We start from the raw sequence: 17,336 nt of genomic DNA on the forward strand, positions 1-17,336 counted from the left end.
CATTTCGATATTTTTAAAACTTTATTTTCAAACCCACAACCCAACCACTCAAGCCAAGTTACTGTTTTTCAACAAGTTTCTATCTGCATCACCGCCGATGGATGTGCATTCTACACTATTTCTCACCCCTTGCAAGCTTGTTTTTATAAAAAAATAAACAAATGTTTACTTATTAACCCATTTGCTTCAATATTTTAAATGAGCAGCTATTTTTTATTCGAATTTTTCGATAAAATAGACAAAATTCACATTTTTAAAGATAATCATGAAATGTATCACAAAGTGATATCAAGGTTCTTTTTACTTACACTTCTATGCTTATCAATGGAAGTGTCTTTTGCTTCGCCTGTTCAAAATTTCTATACATTAACTTTATCAATTATGAGTTATAGCAAACTCTCCACAGGAAGCAATACCACACTGTGCGTAATTGATAACCCAGCAGCAGCGGGAATTTTCCAGACACAGATTAAACAATCTACTTATGGATACAAAGTTCAATCTATTCCTGCAGCTAGTTTTGTTAAGACCCAATGTCAGGCCGTTTATTTTTCAAGTCAAACACCTGCGCAGCAAGAAGCATTAATCAATAGCTATCCATCTCACTCATTACTGTCTTTTAGTGCCAATAATATTGATTGTGAAATTGGAAGTATTTTTTGTTTATATCAGCAAAAAGGGAAATCTACTTTTAAAGTTAATTTAGATACGCTCAGTCGCTCTCAAATTCGTATAGATCCCCGCGTTTTACTTTTAGCCAAAAATGCGGAGTAAGTTATGATTTCTCGGCTGTATAAGTCCAATTCATTGCATAGCGTATTCCGCAGATCTCAAGCAACGATTTTTGCGATTACCTTAATTATCTGTTGTTTTACCTTTGTATCAATTTCTACCTTTACAATGGAAACATATACCAAACAGAATTTAAATATTTTGAGTCTAGCTGTCAGTGAGCGTATACAACCTGCGGTGGTTTTTCGGGATCAACAAACAATTTCGCAAATTTTAAATGAATATACCTCACAGCACTCTATCCGAAGCATTGAGGTTTTCGACAATCAAAATATTCAATTAGCCAATAGCACCAAGAGCAAAGCTTACTATTCCAGATTACAAGTTTTACTTGATCATGTTTTTCTAAAAGACCCAGTAAAACTTAAAATTTTTCATAATAACCAGCAAGTCGGACAACTGATCATCTACGGAAGTTCAGAGCGTATTTTACAATTTATTGTTACTATTTTAATTGGATTGGCAGTGGTCATGTTATTTATGATTATTGCATTGTGGTGGTCAACCAACTCCACCTATCGCTATATCATGCAATCAATGCAACCACTGACTCAAACCGCACAAATTGTTAGCGATCAAAAGGCATACAACCTTCGCTTTCCAAAAAATAATATTAAAGAATTTCAAGATCTAAATGATGTGTTTAATCAACTTTTACATGAGATTCAAACTTGGCACACACATCTTCAAGATGAAAATCATCAATTGTCTTTTGAAGCCAAGCATGATCATCTTACCGCATTGCCGAATCGCAGTTATTTTTATAGTCAACTGTTACATTTGTTTGAGCAACCGAGCTTACGCTCAAATTCGGCTTTAATTTTTATCGATAATAATCAGTTTAAGCGAATTAACGATCAATACGGTCATCCGGCAGGCGATGCAGTTTTAATCGAAATGGCCCAGCGTTTAAAATCACGTATTCGTCAGCATGATTTTATTGCGCGTTTGGGTGGTGATGAATTCGCCATACTTTTAGAATCTGTGCATCAACGTGATCATCTGATTACGATTGCCGAACACTTATTAGAAAGCTGCAAAAAACCGCTCAGTTTTAATGAGCATCAGATTTATTTCAGTTTCAGTATTGGTATTGCTTTTTCCCAGTTTGCCTCGACTCCTGAGGAACTGATCACACAAGCCGATCAGGCCATGTATAAAGCAAAACATCTCCATCATCATTGGTGTATCCACACCCCCTAACCGATAGGCCCCTTATTATGTTTAGTCATCCGTTTAAGATATCGATTTTAGCTGCCATTTGTCTTGTACTTTCCGGTTGTCTAAGCTTCGGGCCGCTAAAGTACAAGCAAGTTCAACTTTTGAAAAAGGAAGGTTTTGTACAAACTGAGGAAGGCTGGACACTTGGCCTACCTGAACGTTTACTCTTTGATTTTGACAAGTCTGAAGTCAATCCGAACCATCGAAATGAATTGGTGCGATTGAGCAATCAACTCAATAAGTATGGGTTACACAAACTTAAAGTGGTGGGATACACAGATAATATTGGCAATCCAGACTATAACATCAAGCTCTCGCAAGCACGTGCTCAGAGCGTAGCCACTATTTTTGTTGAGCAAGGTTTTGTGCGTAGCAATATTCAAACTATTGGTCGTGGTGCTTCTCAACCGTTATTACCTAACACCACCGAAGCAAATCGTGCAGCCAATCGACGCGTAGCGATTATTATTGTGCCGTAATCGAATTGTTCATAAGTTAATACAAAGTTAAATACCGCTTTGTATTAACTTTATAAAATGATAAAAACAACAGACGTAAAAAAACCGCAATAAAGCGGATTTTTTATTTACATCTTTAATTTTTTAAAGATGGTCGGAGCAGTAGGATTCGAACCTACGACCCCCTGGTCCCAAACCAGGTGCACTACCAGGCTGTGCTATGCTCCGAAATTGGGGTGAATGACGGGATTCGAACCCGCGACAACTGGAATCACAATCCAGGGCTCTACCAACTGAGCTACATCCACCACTACTGTGGGTTCTACATTACCAAGCTAATCTACCAAATGGCGCGCCTGACAGGATTCGAACCTGTGACCATCCGCTTAGAAGGCGGATGCTCTATCCAACTGAGCTACAGGCGCATGACCGATGATAAAAAATATCATGCGATACTTCCGCCGATTAATTGGTCGGAGCAGTAGGATTCGAACCTACGACCCCCTGGTCCCAAACCAGGTGCACTACCAGGCTGTGCTATGCTCCGTCTTCTCAGCTTTTACTGTATCGCACATCGTGCGGTACGGTGTGCATTCTAGGCGGGACGCTCAACCACGTCAACACCTAGAATTAAAAAAAGTTAAAAAACGTTATCAAATGTATATTTAACAAGCATTTTAGCGTTTTAGTGATGCACTAAAGCTCAACATTCGATCTAAAGGAAGTTTGGCACGTTCGGCAAGTTGTGAATCGACGTGAATTTCTTGATCAGCATGTTGTAAAACATGCAAAATCCCATCTAGCTCGTTCATTGCCATCCATGGGCAATGTGCACATGAACGACAGGTTGCTCCCTCACCCGCAGTCGGTGCTTCCACCAGAATTTTATCTGGTACAGCTTGCTGCATCTTGTAAAAAATTCCGCGATCCGTCGCCACAATCAAACGTTGATTAGGTAAAGTCTGCGCCGCCTTAATCAATTGAGATGTACTGCCTACTGCATCGGCAATATCAACCACTGACTCGGGTGATTCAGGATGTACAAGCACCGCAGCATCTGGATAGAGCGCTTTCATATTGGCGATGCCACGGGCACGAAATTCTTCATGCACAATGCAAGCGCCATCCCAAAGCAACATATCGGCACCCGTTTTTTTCTGGATATAACGACCAAGATGCTGATCGGGTGCCCAAATAATTTTTTCACCTAGACTGTCGAGATGCTCAATGATTTCAACAGCACAACTCGATGTTACCACCCAGTCTGCACGAGCTTTCACCGCGGCTGACGTATTGGCATAGACCACTACGGTATGATCTGGATGCTGGTCACAAAACGCAGTAAATTCATCGACAGGACAGCCTAGATCCAACGAACAGGTGGCTTCAAGCGTCGGCATCAGAATAGTTTTTTCAGGCGACAGAATCTTGGCGGTTTCTCCCATAAACTTGACACCTGCCACGACCAAAGTTGTGGCTTCGTGGTCACGGCCAAAACGCGCCATTTCAAGTGAATCTGACACGCACCCGCCTGTAGCCTCTGCCAATTCCTGAACATCTGGATCGCAATAATAGTGTGCCACCAGAACAGCATTGCGTTTTTTGAGTTCTTCCTTGATTTGAGCGAACTTAGCCTGTTTAACTTCTGGACTTAAGTGGTGATCCTTTGGCTCACCTAAACGATCTAAATGCGCTTGCACGATTACTTTTGCATCATTTGCAATTAAAGTCGCATCATTCATAAAACGTCTTCTCTATTCTCTGGCTAGCATTTTGCGAGCGCTAAACGTTAAGGTAACTCAGTATTGAGGCAGATGAGCTACTCAAAAAATTGATGTAAAAAAACCTCACGAATGAGGTTCTTTTATCGATCTGAATTAAGATCGATAATCCGCATTAATCTTGACGTAATCATACGATAGATCGCAGGTATATACAGTATCTTTTGCAGTGCCACGACCCAAATCTACGCGAATGGTCATTTCAGCTTGCGCCATGACGCGCGCGCCCTGCTCCTCGGTATAATCTGCCGCAGCACCTCCGTCACGACAAATCTGAACATCATCCAGCCAGACTTGTACTTTGCTAGAATCGAGTGCCGGAACACCCGCCTTACCAATGGCCATTACTATTCGTCCCCAGTTTGGATCGGATGCAAACATGGCCGTTTTGATTAATGGTGAATGCGCAATACTGTAGGCGACATCGCAGCATTCCTGAGTATTTTGTCCACCCTCAACGGCAACAGTAATGAATTTGGTTGCCCCTTCGCCATCACGCACAATTAATTGTGCCAAACGGTTCATAACGCGCTGCAATACCTCAAGAAGCGTAGCATAACGAGGATCATGTTCGTTGCTAATTGTTTCACCCCCGGCTTGTGCAGTTGCTACAAAGATACATGAATCGTTAGTTGATGTGTCACCATCGATGGTAATTCGGTTAAATGACTGCTCGACCGTGGTTTTGAGCAACTGTTCCGTCATGGCTTGACTGATTGGCGCATCTGTTGCAACAAAGCCCAACATGGTCGCCATATTCGGACGAATCATTCCCGCCCCTTTGCTGATACCAGTCATGGTGTATAACACGCCATCTAGTTCGAATTGCTCGGAGGCACCTTTTGGCGTGGTGTCTGTGGTCATGATCCCGTAAGCAGCATCAGTCCATGCATGATCGTTTAAGTCAGTCAGTGCCGGTTGAATACCTGCGAGCAAACGCTCGATTGGGAGTTGCTCACCAATCACGCCAGTTGAAAAGGGTAAAATCTGATTCGGTTGTACGTGTGCAAGCTCTGCCAGTTTTTCACAGGTTTTTTGTGCGTTTAACAAACCTATGTCACCCGTAGCGGCATTGGCATTGCCCGTATTGATAATTAAGTAACGTGTCGCATTTTCTGTTAAATGTTGTTTTGATACTTGTACGGGCGCTGCGGCAAATGCACTTTGGGTAAATACGCCTGCAACACTTGAACCCTCTACAAATTCAAAAATGACCAAGTCTCGTCGATTTGGATAACGCACATATGCCTCAGTTGAACCAATTTTCACCCCTTTCACCACATGCATGTGCGGCATTGTTACGTCACCAACAGCCATTTTGAAATCCCACTGTGTTTGTTATCGGAAAAAGAAAAGCTTAGAGCAATTAATCAGAAAAATCGAGCATTGTGCGATTTGATTTTTTAGATGACTGGATATTAAAAAAGCCAGCATGCAGGCTGGCTTTTTTTCATAAAATACTTAGTTGGTTGCTGGCTGTGTATTGGTTGCCAACAACGCTTGTTTGGCTTTTTCTTGACTGGTAACAGACAATGCAGGGTTTGATGCCACAATACGGTTTGCATTGGCAGAATTGACTGCTGCAATGGCCGCAGTTTTAAGCACAATCGGACGATTCCCGGTGTTGCCTAAAGTATAACGAATACCCGTACGCGGACTGATCACTGTGGTGCTGTCATTTTGCACCATCACTTGTGCAGTTGTTGGGCCTTGTGCAGCCTGTACTTTATCGACTGTTGTTGTTTGTGTATTCGATTGAGCAATCGCAAAGCCTGGAACTGCCAATGCGACAAGTGCAATTTTTTGTATTAGCTTTTTCATTGTCTAACCAAGTTTTAAGTCAAGATGTGCAAGTAAATACCATTTAATCTCTGAAACTGCAAATGATATTCACACCTTGCAACAACTCGTAAAAAAAGCAGAACATTTCTGTTCTGCTTTTAATTTAATAAGCATTCATCACAATTTAAAGACGACCGTGGCACTGCTTATACTTCAAGCCAGAACCGCATGGACACGGTGCATTTCGACTGGCTGGCGGCACAACATTTTGCTCAGCAGGAGCTTGCTCTTCAATTTCATGCGGTGTAACAGTTCCTGTCAGACCATCGACTTCGTCGTGTTCAAACGACAAACGCATTGCATCGGCCTGTTGCTGTTGCTGCGCTTCAAGCTCTGCCAACTCTTCAGGTGTCGGAATATGAACACGAGATAGATCAGTCACTACATCCGACTTGATTATACCAAGCATGTTTACAAACAGATTAAACGCTTCTTTTTTGTATTCCTGCTCAGGATTTTTCTGGGCATAGCCACGCAAGTGAATACCTTGACGTAGATAATCCATTGCTGCCAGATGATCTTTCCAGTGACGATCAAGTGAATTCAGCATAAAGTGACGCTCAAGCATTGCTGCGGATTCATCACCCATTTGCTCGCGACGTGCTCTGTAACGCGCCAGTACTTCGTCGGTAATACGCTGCACCAGTGCCTCTTCATCGAGTCGGCGATCTTCGTCTAACCACTGTTGAACAGGAAGCTCGATCCCCAGATCGACGCGCAAGGCATTTTCCAGACCTTCAATATCCCATTGATCATGGATCGACTCTGGTGGAATGAAGTTTCCAATCAGACCCGCCATCACATCATGATGCATGAGTTCAATCGCATCCTGAAGTGTATGCTCTGCCAAAACGTCATCACGTTGCGAGTAAATGATTTTACGTTGCTCGTTATTGACATCATCGTATTTCAGCAAGTTTTTACGAATATCGAAGTTACGTGCTTCTACTTTACGCTGTGCATTTTCGATAGAACGGCTCACCATTTTATGTTCAATGGCTTCGTCTTCTTTCAGACCCATCGCACGCATCATGCCAACCACGCGATCGCCTGCGAAAATCCGCATCAAGTCATCTTCAAGTGAAAGATAGAAGCGCGATACACCTGGGTCACCCTGACGACCAGCACGGCCACGCAACTGGTTATCAATACGACGTGATTCATGTCGCTCTGAACCCACAATGTGTAAGCCGCCGGCATTAAGTACGATTTCGTGGTCACGTTCCCATTCTGCTTTCAAACGAGCTTCGTCTTCTGCAGTCGGATTTTCGATTTTAGCCAGTTTTGCTTTCCAGTTACCGCCCAAGATAATATCGGTACCACGGCCTGCCATGTTGGTAGCAATCGTAACAGAGTCAGGACTTCCGGCCTGTGCAATAATATCGGCTTCACGTTCGTGCTGTTTCGCGTTCAAAACCTCGTGACGAATACCTGCTTGAGTAAGCTTGTGCGACAGCACTTCACTGGCCTCAATGGTTGCAGTACCCACCAGAATAGGTGCACGCGTTTCCTGAATGGCTCTGATTTCATTCACAATCGCATCGTATTTACCGTTACGATTCAAATAAATCAGGTCATTCATGTCTTTACGAACCATCGGACGATGCGTTGGAATAATCACGACATCTAATCCGTAAATTTCTTTCATTTCGGCGGCTTCGGTATCCGCTGTACCGGTCATACCTGAAAGCTTTTTGTATAAACGGAAGTAGTTCTGGAAAGTTGTGGTGGCAAGCGTTTGGTTTTCTGGTTGAATTTCCAAACCTTCTTTGGCTTCAACCGCCTGATGTAAACCTTCAGACCAGCGACGACCCGGCATGGTACGTCCGGTATGCTCATCGACAATAATCACTTCACCATTATGAATGATGTAATGTACATCGCGGTGATAAAGAAAATGCGCACGAATTGCAGCGGTTACATGATGAACCAGATTAAGATTGGTCGCAGAATACAAACTTTCGCCTTCGGCGAGTAGCCCCATCTGAATCAATTCTTGCTCAACAGTTTCAAAACCCACTTCGGTCATTTCAACCGAACGTTGCTTTTCATCAATCCAGAAGTGTCCACCATCGGCCACTTTCTCTTCTTTTTGTGGCTGTAATTTAGGTGGAATATGATTGATTGCCGCATACAACTGTGAAGAATCTTCACTTTGACCTGAAATAATCAACGGTGTTCGTGCTTCGTCAATCAAGATCGAGTCGACTTCATCGATAATGGCATAGTTCAAACCGCGCTGCTTTTTCTCTTGCAGCGAGAACACCATATTGTCTCGTAAGTAGTCGAAGCCGAACTCGTTGTTGGTCCCGTAAGTGATATCGGCGTGATACGCTTCTGCTTTCTCGGTTGGAGACTGCATTGAGTAAATGGTGCCAATACTGAGGCCTAAAAACTCAAATAATGGACGGTTCAACTCAGCGTCACGCTGCGCCAAATAATCATTGACGGTAATGACATGTACGCCCTGACCACTTAACGCGTTTAAATAACACGCCAAGGTGCCCATGAGCGTTTTACCTTCACCGGTACGCATTTCGGCGATTTTACCTTCATGTAAGGTAATCCCCCCGATGAGCTGAACATCGTAGTGGCGCATTCCCATCACGCGTTTTGCAGCTTCGCGACATACGGCAAAGGCTTCGGGTAAAAGTTTATCTAAACTCTCACCGTTTTGATAACGTTGTTTGAATTCTGGAGTTTTTGCAGATAAGTCTGCATCGCTTAAAGCGGATATCGTCGGCTCGAGCGCATTGATTTGATCGACAATTTTACGCATGCGTTTGAGTTCGCGCTCATTTTTTGTACCGAAGATACCTCCGATCAGACTTACCAACATGAATGAAACTCTCTAAAAACTTGCTTATCAGATGAATAAATTTTTTCTCACTCGTTATTATGGAGCCAGAAATTTGAAGTACAAGGGGTTTAAACAAATCCTCTTAAAAAAAACTCCAGCACAACAGGACGTTGAAAAATCAGACAGTTGCATCAACCCCCAAAATTTGAATTTTTAGCTGGCCAAGAATTTTTAGATATTTTATTTATTTCAAATACTTAATTTTTAATATATACAAAATATTTATAAGAACATACAAAAACCTTCTTTTTATTTGCAAAAGATTTAGCGCATATTAAAAACCTGCAACGCAATAACAACATATAAACGAGGTTGACTAAAATGACGTTACGTCTAGGCGATACAGCCCCTAATTTTGAACAGGAATCGAGCGAAGGTCAGATTAACTTTTATGACTACTTGGGTGATCACTGGGGTATTTTATTTTCGCATCCGGCCGATTACACCCCTGTTTGTACCACCGAACTGGGATACACCGCCAAACTCAAAGATGAATTTGAAAAACGCAACGTAAAAGCGATTGCCTTGTCGGTCGATGATGTTGAGTCACATCATGGTTGGATTAAAGACATCAATGAAACCCAAAACACAACGGTTAACTTTCCGATTATTGCAGATAAAGACCGCCAGGTATCGGAGTTGTATGGTTTTATTCATCCAAATGCCAGCGAAACTGCAACTGTACGTTCATTGGTGATTATTGATCCAAATAAAAAAGTTCGACTGATCATTACCTATCCGGCATCGACCGGACGCAACTTTCATGAAGTGTTGCGTGTCATCGATTCCTTGCAACTGACCGACAACTATAAAGTGGCCACGCCTGCAAACTGGCAACAAGGCGAAGATGTGGTGATTGTGCCGTCAATCAAAGATGAAGCTGAACTCAAAGAGCGCTTTCCGAAAGGTTATAAAGCCGTTAAACCGTACCTGCGCCTCACTCCACAGCCCGACAAAGACTAATCTTTCGCGTTAAAATGCCCGTTGAAATCACGGGCATTTTTTATTTTGATTCAAGATATTCTCTCTTGGATTGCCTCATATTTTGCGGTATAAAAGTTCAAGGTTCTCTTGATTTATTTCGCCATGATCTATCAGATTCATCACTTGCACTGTGGCACGATGTGTCCGGTTTGCGCACCTCTTGTCGGTCAATCGGGATGGCGAGCACATATCATTTGTCATTGCTTGTTGCTCGAAACAGATCAGGGATTAGTACTTATCGATACCGGTTTAGGCATTCAGGATTATCTTCATCCCAAGCAGCGGATTGGGTCTTTCTTGTTAGATATTGGTCAAATCGAACTCAATTTTGAATACAGTGCCATTCAGCAAATCCAAAAATTGGGATTTAGTGCAAAAGACGTCCGACATATTTTTGTTACGCATTTAGATTTTGATCATGCGGGAGGAATATCAGATTTTCCTGAAGCAACTGTGCATGTACTGGCGTCTGAATTTAACGCCACACAGTCATTTAATTTAAAAAACCGTCTACGATACAAAACCGCTCAGTTTAAAAAGCATCGTTACTGGAACTTTGTAGAACATACGCAGGGTGAACCTTGGTTTAATTTTGAGAAGGTTCAGGCTGCCCCACAGTTTAACGACGAGATTTTAATGATTCCTCTTCTGGGACACTCCGCTGGTCATTGTGGGATTGCCATTAAACACTATCAGCGCGGCTGGACACTTTTTTGTGGTGATGCCTATTTTTCTCATCAACAGCTTAAACCAGACTATAAACAAAAAGGACTGGCGCTTTTTGAGCGTGTACTGGCATATGACAACAAGAATCGATTACATAATTTGGCGCGTTTACAGCATATGGCACAGCATGAGCCTGAGATCGAGCTCATTTGTGCACATGATGTGGTGGAGTTTGAACGTTACAGAGCCTTAGATAAATAAATATCTAATCATACACACCCAGCTTCAATATTATTTTTAGAGCATTAACGTTGATCTAAAGGAACCCAGTCGATCACCCAAGCAGATTTCATGTTCAAACTTGGATCTGTCACAATTTTCTTGCGCGCTGCATCGGCCGCATCACGATCTTTCGATGGTCCGACCATAATCCGAATCCCTTTAGATGTTGGGCTCGTCGTGACTTTATAACCTTTTGCACGCAGCTTTGACACCACTGCATCTGCATTGGCCTGATTGGCTGCAAGTGCTACCTGCACCATCCAGTTTTTATCTCCATGCTCCAGCAATTCACGTGCTTTCTCTGCTTCGGCTTTTTTCTTGGCATCTTCTTTCTTGGCGTCGTCTTCTTTACGCTTTTTATCTTCCTGTGCTTTTTTCTCAGCTTCGGCTTTGCGTTTAGCCTCTGATACTTTTTTCTCAGCATCAAGCTGACGCTGTTTTTCGTCCGCGGCTTTTTTATCGGCATCGGCTTTACGCTTGGCTTCTTGCTCTTTCTTGAGCTGATCGGCTTTTTTTTGCGCGTCAGCTGCTAAACGTTGCTGCTCAAGTGTTTTTTTTTCTGCCTCACGCTTTTGCGTGTCTACACTGGCTGTAGATTTAGTGCTTTGAGCGGTATTTTTCTTTTCTTCGACTACTTCAGGCGGAATATTGTCAGAACTTTGCTGAGCAGCTTGGCGACGTGCATTGATGGCAGCATATTCCTCTGCGGCCTTACGCGCGGCATCTGCCTCGGCCTGTTGCTGCATGGCTAAAAATTCAGCTGCACGTGCTTCTTGCTCGGCAACTGATTTCTCCCGCGCACGACGTTGCTGTTCAAGTAATTTCTTCTCTGTTTCAACATCAACTGTCATGGACTGCAATTGTACGGGCGCAGTTGAATTGGCATCTTTTGTGGTTTGTTCCACTTTTTGCTGTTGTTCTTCAACGTGTGTCTGATGTATTTCTTCTTTGCCTTTGAGTAGCAACGCAGCCAACAATACCCCACCACCCAATAAAACAACGCCACCCATCCAACGCTGTTTGCTGTTCATTGACATTCTTCCAAATACTCCCAAACCGCTTCTAATGTATGAAACGATCCACAAACCAAAATCAACTGATGCGGTTTAACCTTCGCAATTGCAGTGCTAAATGCGTCTTGAATGCTGTCAAATGTTTGAGTTGTTTGATCTTTCAATGCATGCATGAGGTGTTCGAGCGATGCAGCACGCGGGTTATTCAGCGGCGCTACATGCCAACTCGTAATGGCAGGTTTAAGCAAATCAACCACGGTTGAGATGTCTTTATCTGCCAGCATCGAAAAGACAGCAATCACTTCTGTGTATTGTTTATTGTATTCTAAGAAATTTCGCAATTGCTTTAACAAAAAATCAACACCATGCCCATTATGGCCAGCATCAAAAATAACGGTCTTTTGCTCAATATTTCGTAGTTCAAAGCGGCCTGAGAGTTTAGCGTTTTGAATACCTTGGCAAATTGCATCCTGCGAGACTGTAACGTCACTCATCAAGATTGCTGCAACTGCGGTGGCTATATTTTCAACTGCCAACGAACCTGTAGGAAGTTGTAGCGTCACTCCCGCACTGGCAAATTGCCAAGTGTTGGGTGTCTCTGCAAGCTGATAGAAATAATCACGCTGTGCAACTTGCAAGTTGGCACGGCATTCTGCGGCTTTGCTTGCAATTGCATCGGGAAGCGTTTGTAGCCCGCCAAACACAACCGGAATGTCAGGACGGATAATTCCTGCTTTTTCAAAGGCAATTTTTTCGATGGTTTCGCCGAGCCAATCGGTATGATCGAGTCCGATATTGGTAATGACCGCGACATCAGGGTCAATCACATTGACCACATCAAGACGTCCACCCAAGCCAACTTCAAGCACCCAAATATCGCAGGCTTGTTTCTGAAAGATCAAAAATGCCGCCAATGTGGTGGCTTCAAAAAATGACAGGCTTAAACCACATTCACGGCGCGCCTGATCCACTTGAACAAATGCTTCAATAAGTTCCTGATCGGTTGCTTCTTGACCTGCCAGCTTAACGCGCTCGTTAAAGCGGTAAATATGCGGAGATTGATATAACCCCACCTTGTAGCCTTGTGCCTGTAGTATAGACGCCAAAACAGTGGTGGTTGAGCCTTTGCCATTGGTACCGGCAACGGTAAATATCTTGGCTGAGGGCTGTGTTACCCCCAGTTTTTGGGCCACAGGGAGGACGCGCTCTAGGCCCAAATCAATCCCTGTAACATGAACATGGCCCCAGTACGTGAGCCATGTCATTAAATCATCATTTATACGTGGAGCGTCAAGTTTCAAGGCAAGTTCATCAGCTTAGATACAATGCGAGATACAGTATCACGTAATGCATGACGATGAACAATTTGATCGACCACACCATGATCAAGCAAGTATTCAGCGCGCTGGAACGGCTCTTCTAATGTTTCACGTACGGTTTGCTCAATCACTCGCTTACCAGCAAAGCCGATCATGGCTTTAGGCTCGGCAATGTGCACATCGCCCAGCATCGCCAAAGATGCAGTTACACCGCCGTAAACTGGATGAGTCAATACCACGATATACGGCAATCCTGCATCTTTCATACGCTGAATTGCAGCAGATGTACGCGCCATTTGCATGAGCGACAACATACCTTCTTGCATACGTGCGCCGCCTGATGCAGCAAAACAGATCAAGGCTTGTTTTTGCTCAATTGCACGTTCGGCTGCTTGAACAAAACGATCCCCTACAACCGTACCCATTGAGCCACCCATAAAGTCAAACTCAAATGCACAGGCAATCATTGGAACATTATTAAGTGTACCCTGCATCACCACCAAAGCTTCAGTTTCACCTGTTTTGGTTTGCGCTTCACGCATACGCTCTGGATAAGGTTTGCTGTCGATGAATTTAAGAGGATCTTTGGCTGCAAATTCCTGACCCAACTCGGTGGTCACCTGATCAAAGAACCATGTCAAACGATCACGAGCTTTCATGCGCAAGTGTTCATCGCATGACGGACACACATAGGCATTGAATGCAATGGCAGTACGAGTAACCAGTGCATGACATTCAGGACATTCAATTGTCGGTTCAGTCGAAGTGGCTTTAAGGGCTTGCTGCTCATTGGCAACCTTGATTCCCGGCACTTGACGTTGTGTCCATGGCGTCGATGGGTTTAGGATTTTACCTGGTTTCACTTCTTGATTCATACTAACTCATCGAGCGCAGCTCGAAGCTCCTTGACTTTATTGACCGTTTGTTCAACCGCTTGGTCGATTGCTAACGTAGCAAAAGGTTTAACAAAAGCACTTCCCACAATCACGGCGTCTGCAACTTCACCCATTGCTTTGGCTGAGGCTGCATCACTAATTCCAAATCCGACACCCACCGGAATCGAGGTTTTGGTTTTAATTTTTGCAATGCGCGCTGCAGCTTCTGCAACATCGAGCGTCGCCGCACCCGTCACACCTTTGAGCGATACGTAGTAGATAAAACCACTGGCCTGATTGACCACATGCTGAATACGCTCATCGGTCGAGGTTGGCGCCAGCAAGAAAATCTGATCCATATCGTGCTGTTTCAGCACAACATCAAACTCTTTGGCTTCTTCTGGGGGTAAATCCACAAGCAATACACCATCGACACCGCATTCTTTAGCGTATGCAGCAAACTTTTCGTAACCGATGACTTCAACTGGATTGAGATAGCCCATCAAGACCACAGGCGTTTCCTGATCTTTCTCACGAAACGCTTTGATCATATTCAAGGCATCCATCGTACTGGTTCCACCTGCCAATGCACGTTCGGCAGCCAATGCAATCACTGGACCATCCGCCATTGGATCGGAAAAAGGTAAACCAAGCTCGATGACATCAACACCAGCTTCGACCATCTGATGCAACAATGGCACAGTAACCTGTGGCTGTGGATCACCTGCCATCACATATGAAACCAGTGCTTTACGTTGTTTGGATTTAAGCTGTTCAAAACGGGTGGCGAGACGTGACATAGGGTTGTGCTTTCCTTGATTATTTAAAACTGAGGAGTTGTTTGTAGAAATACAAGACACCGCATTTTAACGCTATTTTTTGTTCATTGAACAGTATCGACATTGTGCGATGCATTTATCTTTAGTATTTCATACAACCCATGGCGTACATTTATCAATATTTTGACTTATTTCTCAATGATCAAAGCTTCCTATTTTTTAAAATACTATTGTGTACATTCGATGCAGCTTTGTTCAGAAATAATTAAAAAAACAAACTAAAATATAGAGTTATATGATTAGGTAAAATTTTAAAGTCACCATTTTGATTGTTCAAAATAGCTTTTTTGATTTTCTTGATGATTATGGACAGTTGAATGACAAGAAAAACTGTCTGAGAACTGGTCTATTTTGAAGTATGAGTTGCTGAATTAACACGGTGACGATCGCGAAATTGTTTCGGTGTTTCCCCCGTCCAGCGTTTAAAGGCACGGCCAAAGGCGCTCTGGTCGGCATAGCCTAATAATTCAGCAATTTCTGAAAGCCGGCGCGATTGTTTCAAATATAATTGGCTTTGCTGTAACCGAAATTCATCGACGATTTCCTGAAAATTGAGTGCATGCTGCTTGAGATGGCGCTGTAAGGTTCGTTCGGAGATATGCATTTGCTGTGCAACGTAAGCTTGCAAAATCTCGTTTTTCTCTCGAAAAGCCTGTGCGATGAGGCCCCAGATGCGCTGCTTGAGCTGTTGCTGACGATATTCTAGAGAATCTGATGCACGCAAACTTTGCTGTGCCTGATTGGACAAGATTTGATTGAGTTGCTGATCTGCACCAAAACTGCGTGCTTTTAAGACGCGTTCTGAAAAATAAATACGATAGTCACCAGAGACGACTGCTGCGGCGCAGTGATAGAAACGTGAATAATGCATGAGCGGCAAAGTAGGTAAAAAGCCGAGCTGAACCTGTGTTGGAGGAACCAGAGGCTCCTGTACAATGATTTGTGCAATTTTAAAAATAAGTGCCTGATTCAGTTCGTACACCTCCCGATAGTCAATCCAGAGTGCTCCCCAACTGACCTGTATTTCTTGATCATGTTCGATAATTTTAAGCTGCTCAACATTGGTTTGCTTAAAAATGAGGGAATAATATTGTTCAAGCAGTAACAGCGCCTGCTGAAGATTTAAGCTGGTTGATGCGAGATAACCCATCAGCCCCACATCTTGAAGTGTGGCATGTTCGGCTAAAATTAAACTGACGGGTCTTGCAAGCACGGTTTGCATTTGCCTGAGCAGACGCACATAGGTGTCTATGTCAAATCCTTGCTCATCATTTCCATCGAGTGCTTTAGAGAAGCTCTGCCAGTCCACTGCGCGTTCTGTACACTCAGCCAGATGCTCAAGCTGATAATGCCGTCGAACCCGTTCGAGTAAACGAAGATAACCAATAATGATTTTTAATGACATGATGCGCGCTCTGATGTCCCTGTCGCTATTTGTATAAAAATTGGCAATAACTGTCAAAACAAACCAGACGATTGTCGCCATACTGAACTGAATCAGTCGATGAGAATTAAAACAATGAACGCACATGTCCAGTATCAGGTCGATCCGGTGGTTCGTATGCATTTGGATTTTAAACTCGAAGATGTTCCGCGCTTCTGGTTTGCTGGCGATCCTTTTCGAACCAGGATCTTCGATGCCTTGAGTCTGACTTTTCCAGAAGGCGAACGCTATTTCATTGAATGTGTTCGTATGTTTCGAGACAAGCTTCAAGATGAAGACTTACAAGCTCGCGTTGCCGATTTTATTAAACAAGAAGCTCAGCATGGCATTGCGCACGATAAAATGAATCAACTGATGAAGTTACAGGGAATGCCTGTCGATCAGTTTACAGCAACCCTTAAAAAGATCTTCCGTTTCGAGCTCACGCGACGCTCCAAGCAATACAATATCGCCATGACGGCGGCCGCCGAACATTTAACAGCGTTAATGGCCGACACTTTTTATCGTAAAAAAGCGACTCTGGAGAATGTTCATCCATATGTACGTGCGTTGTTGGCTTGGCATGCCATTGAAGAGATGGAACACCGTGATGTGGCGTTTGATGTGATGAAACAGGTGGGTGAAGTCCCTGAAGCAACACGTAAACTGGCGTTGGTGATCACAACACTGCTGATGTCTGGTTTTACCATGTACCGCGCCAATGTGATGCTGCGCTGTGATGGTTTTACTGCGCGTGAACGCTTGCAGTTATTTCGACGTGGCTTGCCTTGGTTTATTGGCCCAAATGGCATTTTAACTGCCATGAAACAACCTTATAAAGATTGGTTTAAAGCCGATTTTCATCCGAGTCAGCATGCGGTGATTCATCAATATGAGGTCTGGGTAAAAACCTTTGAAGCAACCCGCGATCCAATTGTAGCCGGTCAGGCATTTTGGGAAGCAGGCCACTAGGCCTGCCTC

At 43.5% G+C, this 17,336-nt stretch carries 15 protein-coding genes, 4 tRNA genes and 1 pseudogene; 7 read left to right on the forward strand and 13 right to left on the reverse strand.

The window, feature by feature from the left end; genetic code table 11:
• The 4 genes and pseudogenes from Aso01_RS15945 to yfiB all read left to right on the forward strand — a co-directional run.
• A pseudogene (locus tag Aso01_RS15945) lies at window positions 1-198 on the forward strand (hypothetical protein); the annotation flags it as partial.
• A 72-nt stretch (window positions 199-270) separates the two neighbouring features.
• Window positions 271-774 carry a regulatory sequestration protein YfiR gene (yfiR, locus tag Aso01_RS07315; protein WP_025095461.1) on the forward strand — a complete coding sequence of 168 codons (504 nt, stop codon included), beginning with the start codon at window positions 271-273 and terminating at the stop codon, window positions 772-774.
• Window positions 775-777: 3 nt separating this feature from the next.
• A complete protein-coding gene (dgcN, locus tag Aso01_RS07320; protein ID WP_004933164.1) occupies window positions 778-1,995 on the forward strand; it encodes a diguanylate cyclase DgcN/YfiN in 1,218 nt (405 codons plus the stop codon).
• Window positions 1,996-2,012: 17 nt separating this feature from the next.
• The gene (gene yfiB / locus Aso01_RS07325) at window positions 2,013-2,492 is read left to right on the forward strand and encodes an outer membrane lipoprotein YfiB (RefSeq protein WP_004933160.1); all 480 of its coding nucleotides are present in this window, start codon (window positions 2,013-2,015) and stop codon (window positions 2,490-2,492) included.
• Between the two features lie 130 nt (window positions 2,493-2,622).
• On the opposite strand, the gene Aso01_RS07330 is transcribed toward yfiB, so the two are convergent.
• From Aso01_RS07330 to secA, 8 genes are all read right to left on the reverse strand, one after another.
• A tRNA-Pro gene (locus Aso01_RS07330) sits at window positions 2,623-2,699 on the reverse strand.
• A gap of 4 nt (window positions 2,700-2,703) precedes the next feature.
• Window positions 2,704-2,779 (reverse strand) — tRNA-His (locus Aso01_RS07335).
• Between the two features lie 40 nt (window positions 2,780-2,819).
• Window positions 2,820-2,896 (reverse strand) — tRNA-Arg (locus Aso01_RS07340).
• 45 nt (window positions 2,897-2,941) lie between these two features.
• Window positions 2,942-3,018, reverse strand: a tRNA-Pro gene (locus Aso01_RS07345).
• A 130-nt stretch (window positions 3,019-3,148) separates the two neighbouring features.
• Complete coding sequence (nadA, locus tag Aso01_RS07350; protein WP_004933159.1) at window positions 3,149-4,213, reverse strand: quinolinate synthase NadA; 1,065 nt, start codon at window positions 4,211-4,213, stop codon at window positions 3,149-3,151.
• Between the two features lie 135 nt (window positions 4,214-4,348).
• Window positions 4,349-5,569 (reverse strand): bifunctional glutamate N-acetyltransferase/amino-acid acetyltransferase ArgJ, encoded by a 1,221-nt coding sequence (gene argJ, locus Aso01_RS07355; RefSeq protein ID WP_004933154.1) that lies wholly within the window; start codon window positions 5,567-5,569, stop codon window positions 4,349-4,351.
• 144 nt (window positions 5,570-5,713) lie between these two features.
• Window positions 5,714-6,073 (reverse strand): hypothetical protein, encoded by a 360-nt coding sequence (locus tag Aso01_RS07360; RefSeq protein WP_004933151.1) that lies wholly within the window; start codon window positions 6,071-6,073, stop codon window positions 5,714-5,716.
• Window positions 6,074-6,218: 145 nt separating this feature from the next.
• A complete protein-coding gene (gene secA / locus Aso01_RS07365; protein ID WP_004933148.1) occupies window positions 6,219-8,933 on the reverse strand; it encodes a preprotein translocase subunit SecA in 2,715 nt (904 codons plus the stop codon).
• 342 nt (window positions 8,934-9,275) lie between these two features.
• On the opposite strand from secA, the gene Aso01_RS07370 reads away from it, so the two are divergent.
• Both Aso01_RS07370 and Aso01_RS07375 read left to right on the forward strand, forming a co-directional pair.
• Window positions 9,276-9,917 (forward strand): peroxiredoxin, encoded by a 642-nt coding sequence (locus Aso01_RS07370; protein ID WP_004933144.1) that lies wholly within the window; start codon window positions 9,276-9,278, stop codon window positions 9,915-9,917.
• A gap of 123 nt (window positions 9,918-10,040) precedes the next feature.
• A complete protein-coding gene (locus Aso01_RS07375) occupies window positions 10,041-10,865 on the forward strand; it encodes an MBL fold metallo-hydrolase (RefSeq protein WP_004933140.1) in 825 nt (274 codons plus the stop codon).
• 44 nt (window positions 10,866-10,909) lie between these two features.
• Here the strand turns inward: Aso01_RS07375 and Aso01_RS07380 are convergent, their stop codons facing one another.
• From Aso01_RS07380 to Aso01_RS07400, 5 genes are all read right to left on the reverse strand, one after another.
• Entirely contained in the window at window positions 10,910-11,923 is a 1,014-nt protein-coding gene (locus Aso01_RS07380) for an SPOR domain-containing protein (RefSeq protein ID WP_228127962.1), read from the reverse strand.
• Window positions 11,914-13,200, reverse strand: coding sequence for a bifunctional tetrahydrofolate synthase/dihydrofolate synthase (folC, locus tag Aso01_RS07385; protein ID WP_081401046.1), 1,287 nt, complete (start codon window positions 13,198-13,200; stop codon window positions 11,914-11,916). The genes Aso01_RS07380 and folC overlap by 10 nt, the downstream gene beginning before the upstream one ends.
• Entirely contained in the window at window positions 13,197-14,093 is an 897-nt protein-coding gene (gene accD / locus Aso01_RS07390; protein ID WP_004933131.1) for an acetyl-CoA carboxylase, carboxyltransferase subunit beta, read from the reverse strand. Before accD ends, folC begins: the two co-directional genes overlap by 4 nt.
• Window positions 14,090-14,893: a tryptophan synthase subunit alpha gene (trpA, locus tag Aso01_RS07395; RefSeq protein ID WP_004933129.1), complete on the reverse strand. Its 804-nt coding sequence runs from the start codon at window positions 14,891-14,893 to the stop codon at window positions 14,090-14,092. Before trpA ends, accD begins: the two co-directional genes overlap by 4 nt.
• Window positions 14,894-15,278: 385 nt before the next feature.
• On the reverse strand, window positions 15,279-16,337 hold the full coding sequence (locus Aso01_RS07400; RefSeq protein WP_004933125.1) for a helix-turn-helix domain-containing protein: 1,059 nt from the start codon (window positions 16,335-16,337) through the stop codon (window positions 15,279-15,281).
• A gap of 114 nt (window positions 16,338-16,451) precedes the next feature.
• On the opposite strand from Aso01_RS07400, the gene Aso01_RS07405 reads away from it, so the two are divergent.
• Window positions 16,452-17,327 carry a metal-dependent hydrolase gene (locus tag Aso01_RS07405; protein ID WP_004933122.1) on the forward strand — a complete coding sequence of 292 codons (876 nt, stop codon included), beginning with the start codon at window positions 16,452-16,454 and terminating at the stop codon, window positions 17,325-17,327.
• Window positions 17,328-17,336: the final 9 nt, after the last annotated feature.

This window comes from Acinetobacter soli, from assembly GCF_000760595.1.
GTDB classification, from domain to species: domain Bacteria; phylum Pseudomonadota; class Gammaproteobacteria; order Pseudomonadales; family Moraxellaceae; genus Acinetobacter; species Acinetobacter soli.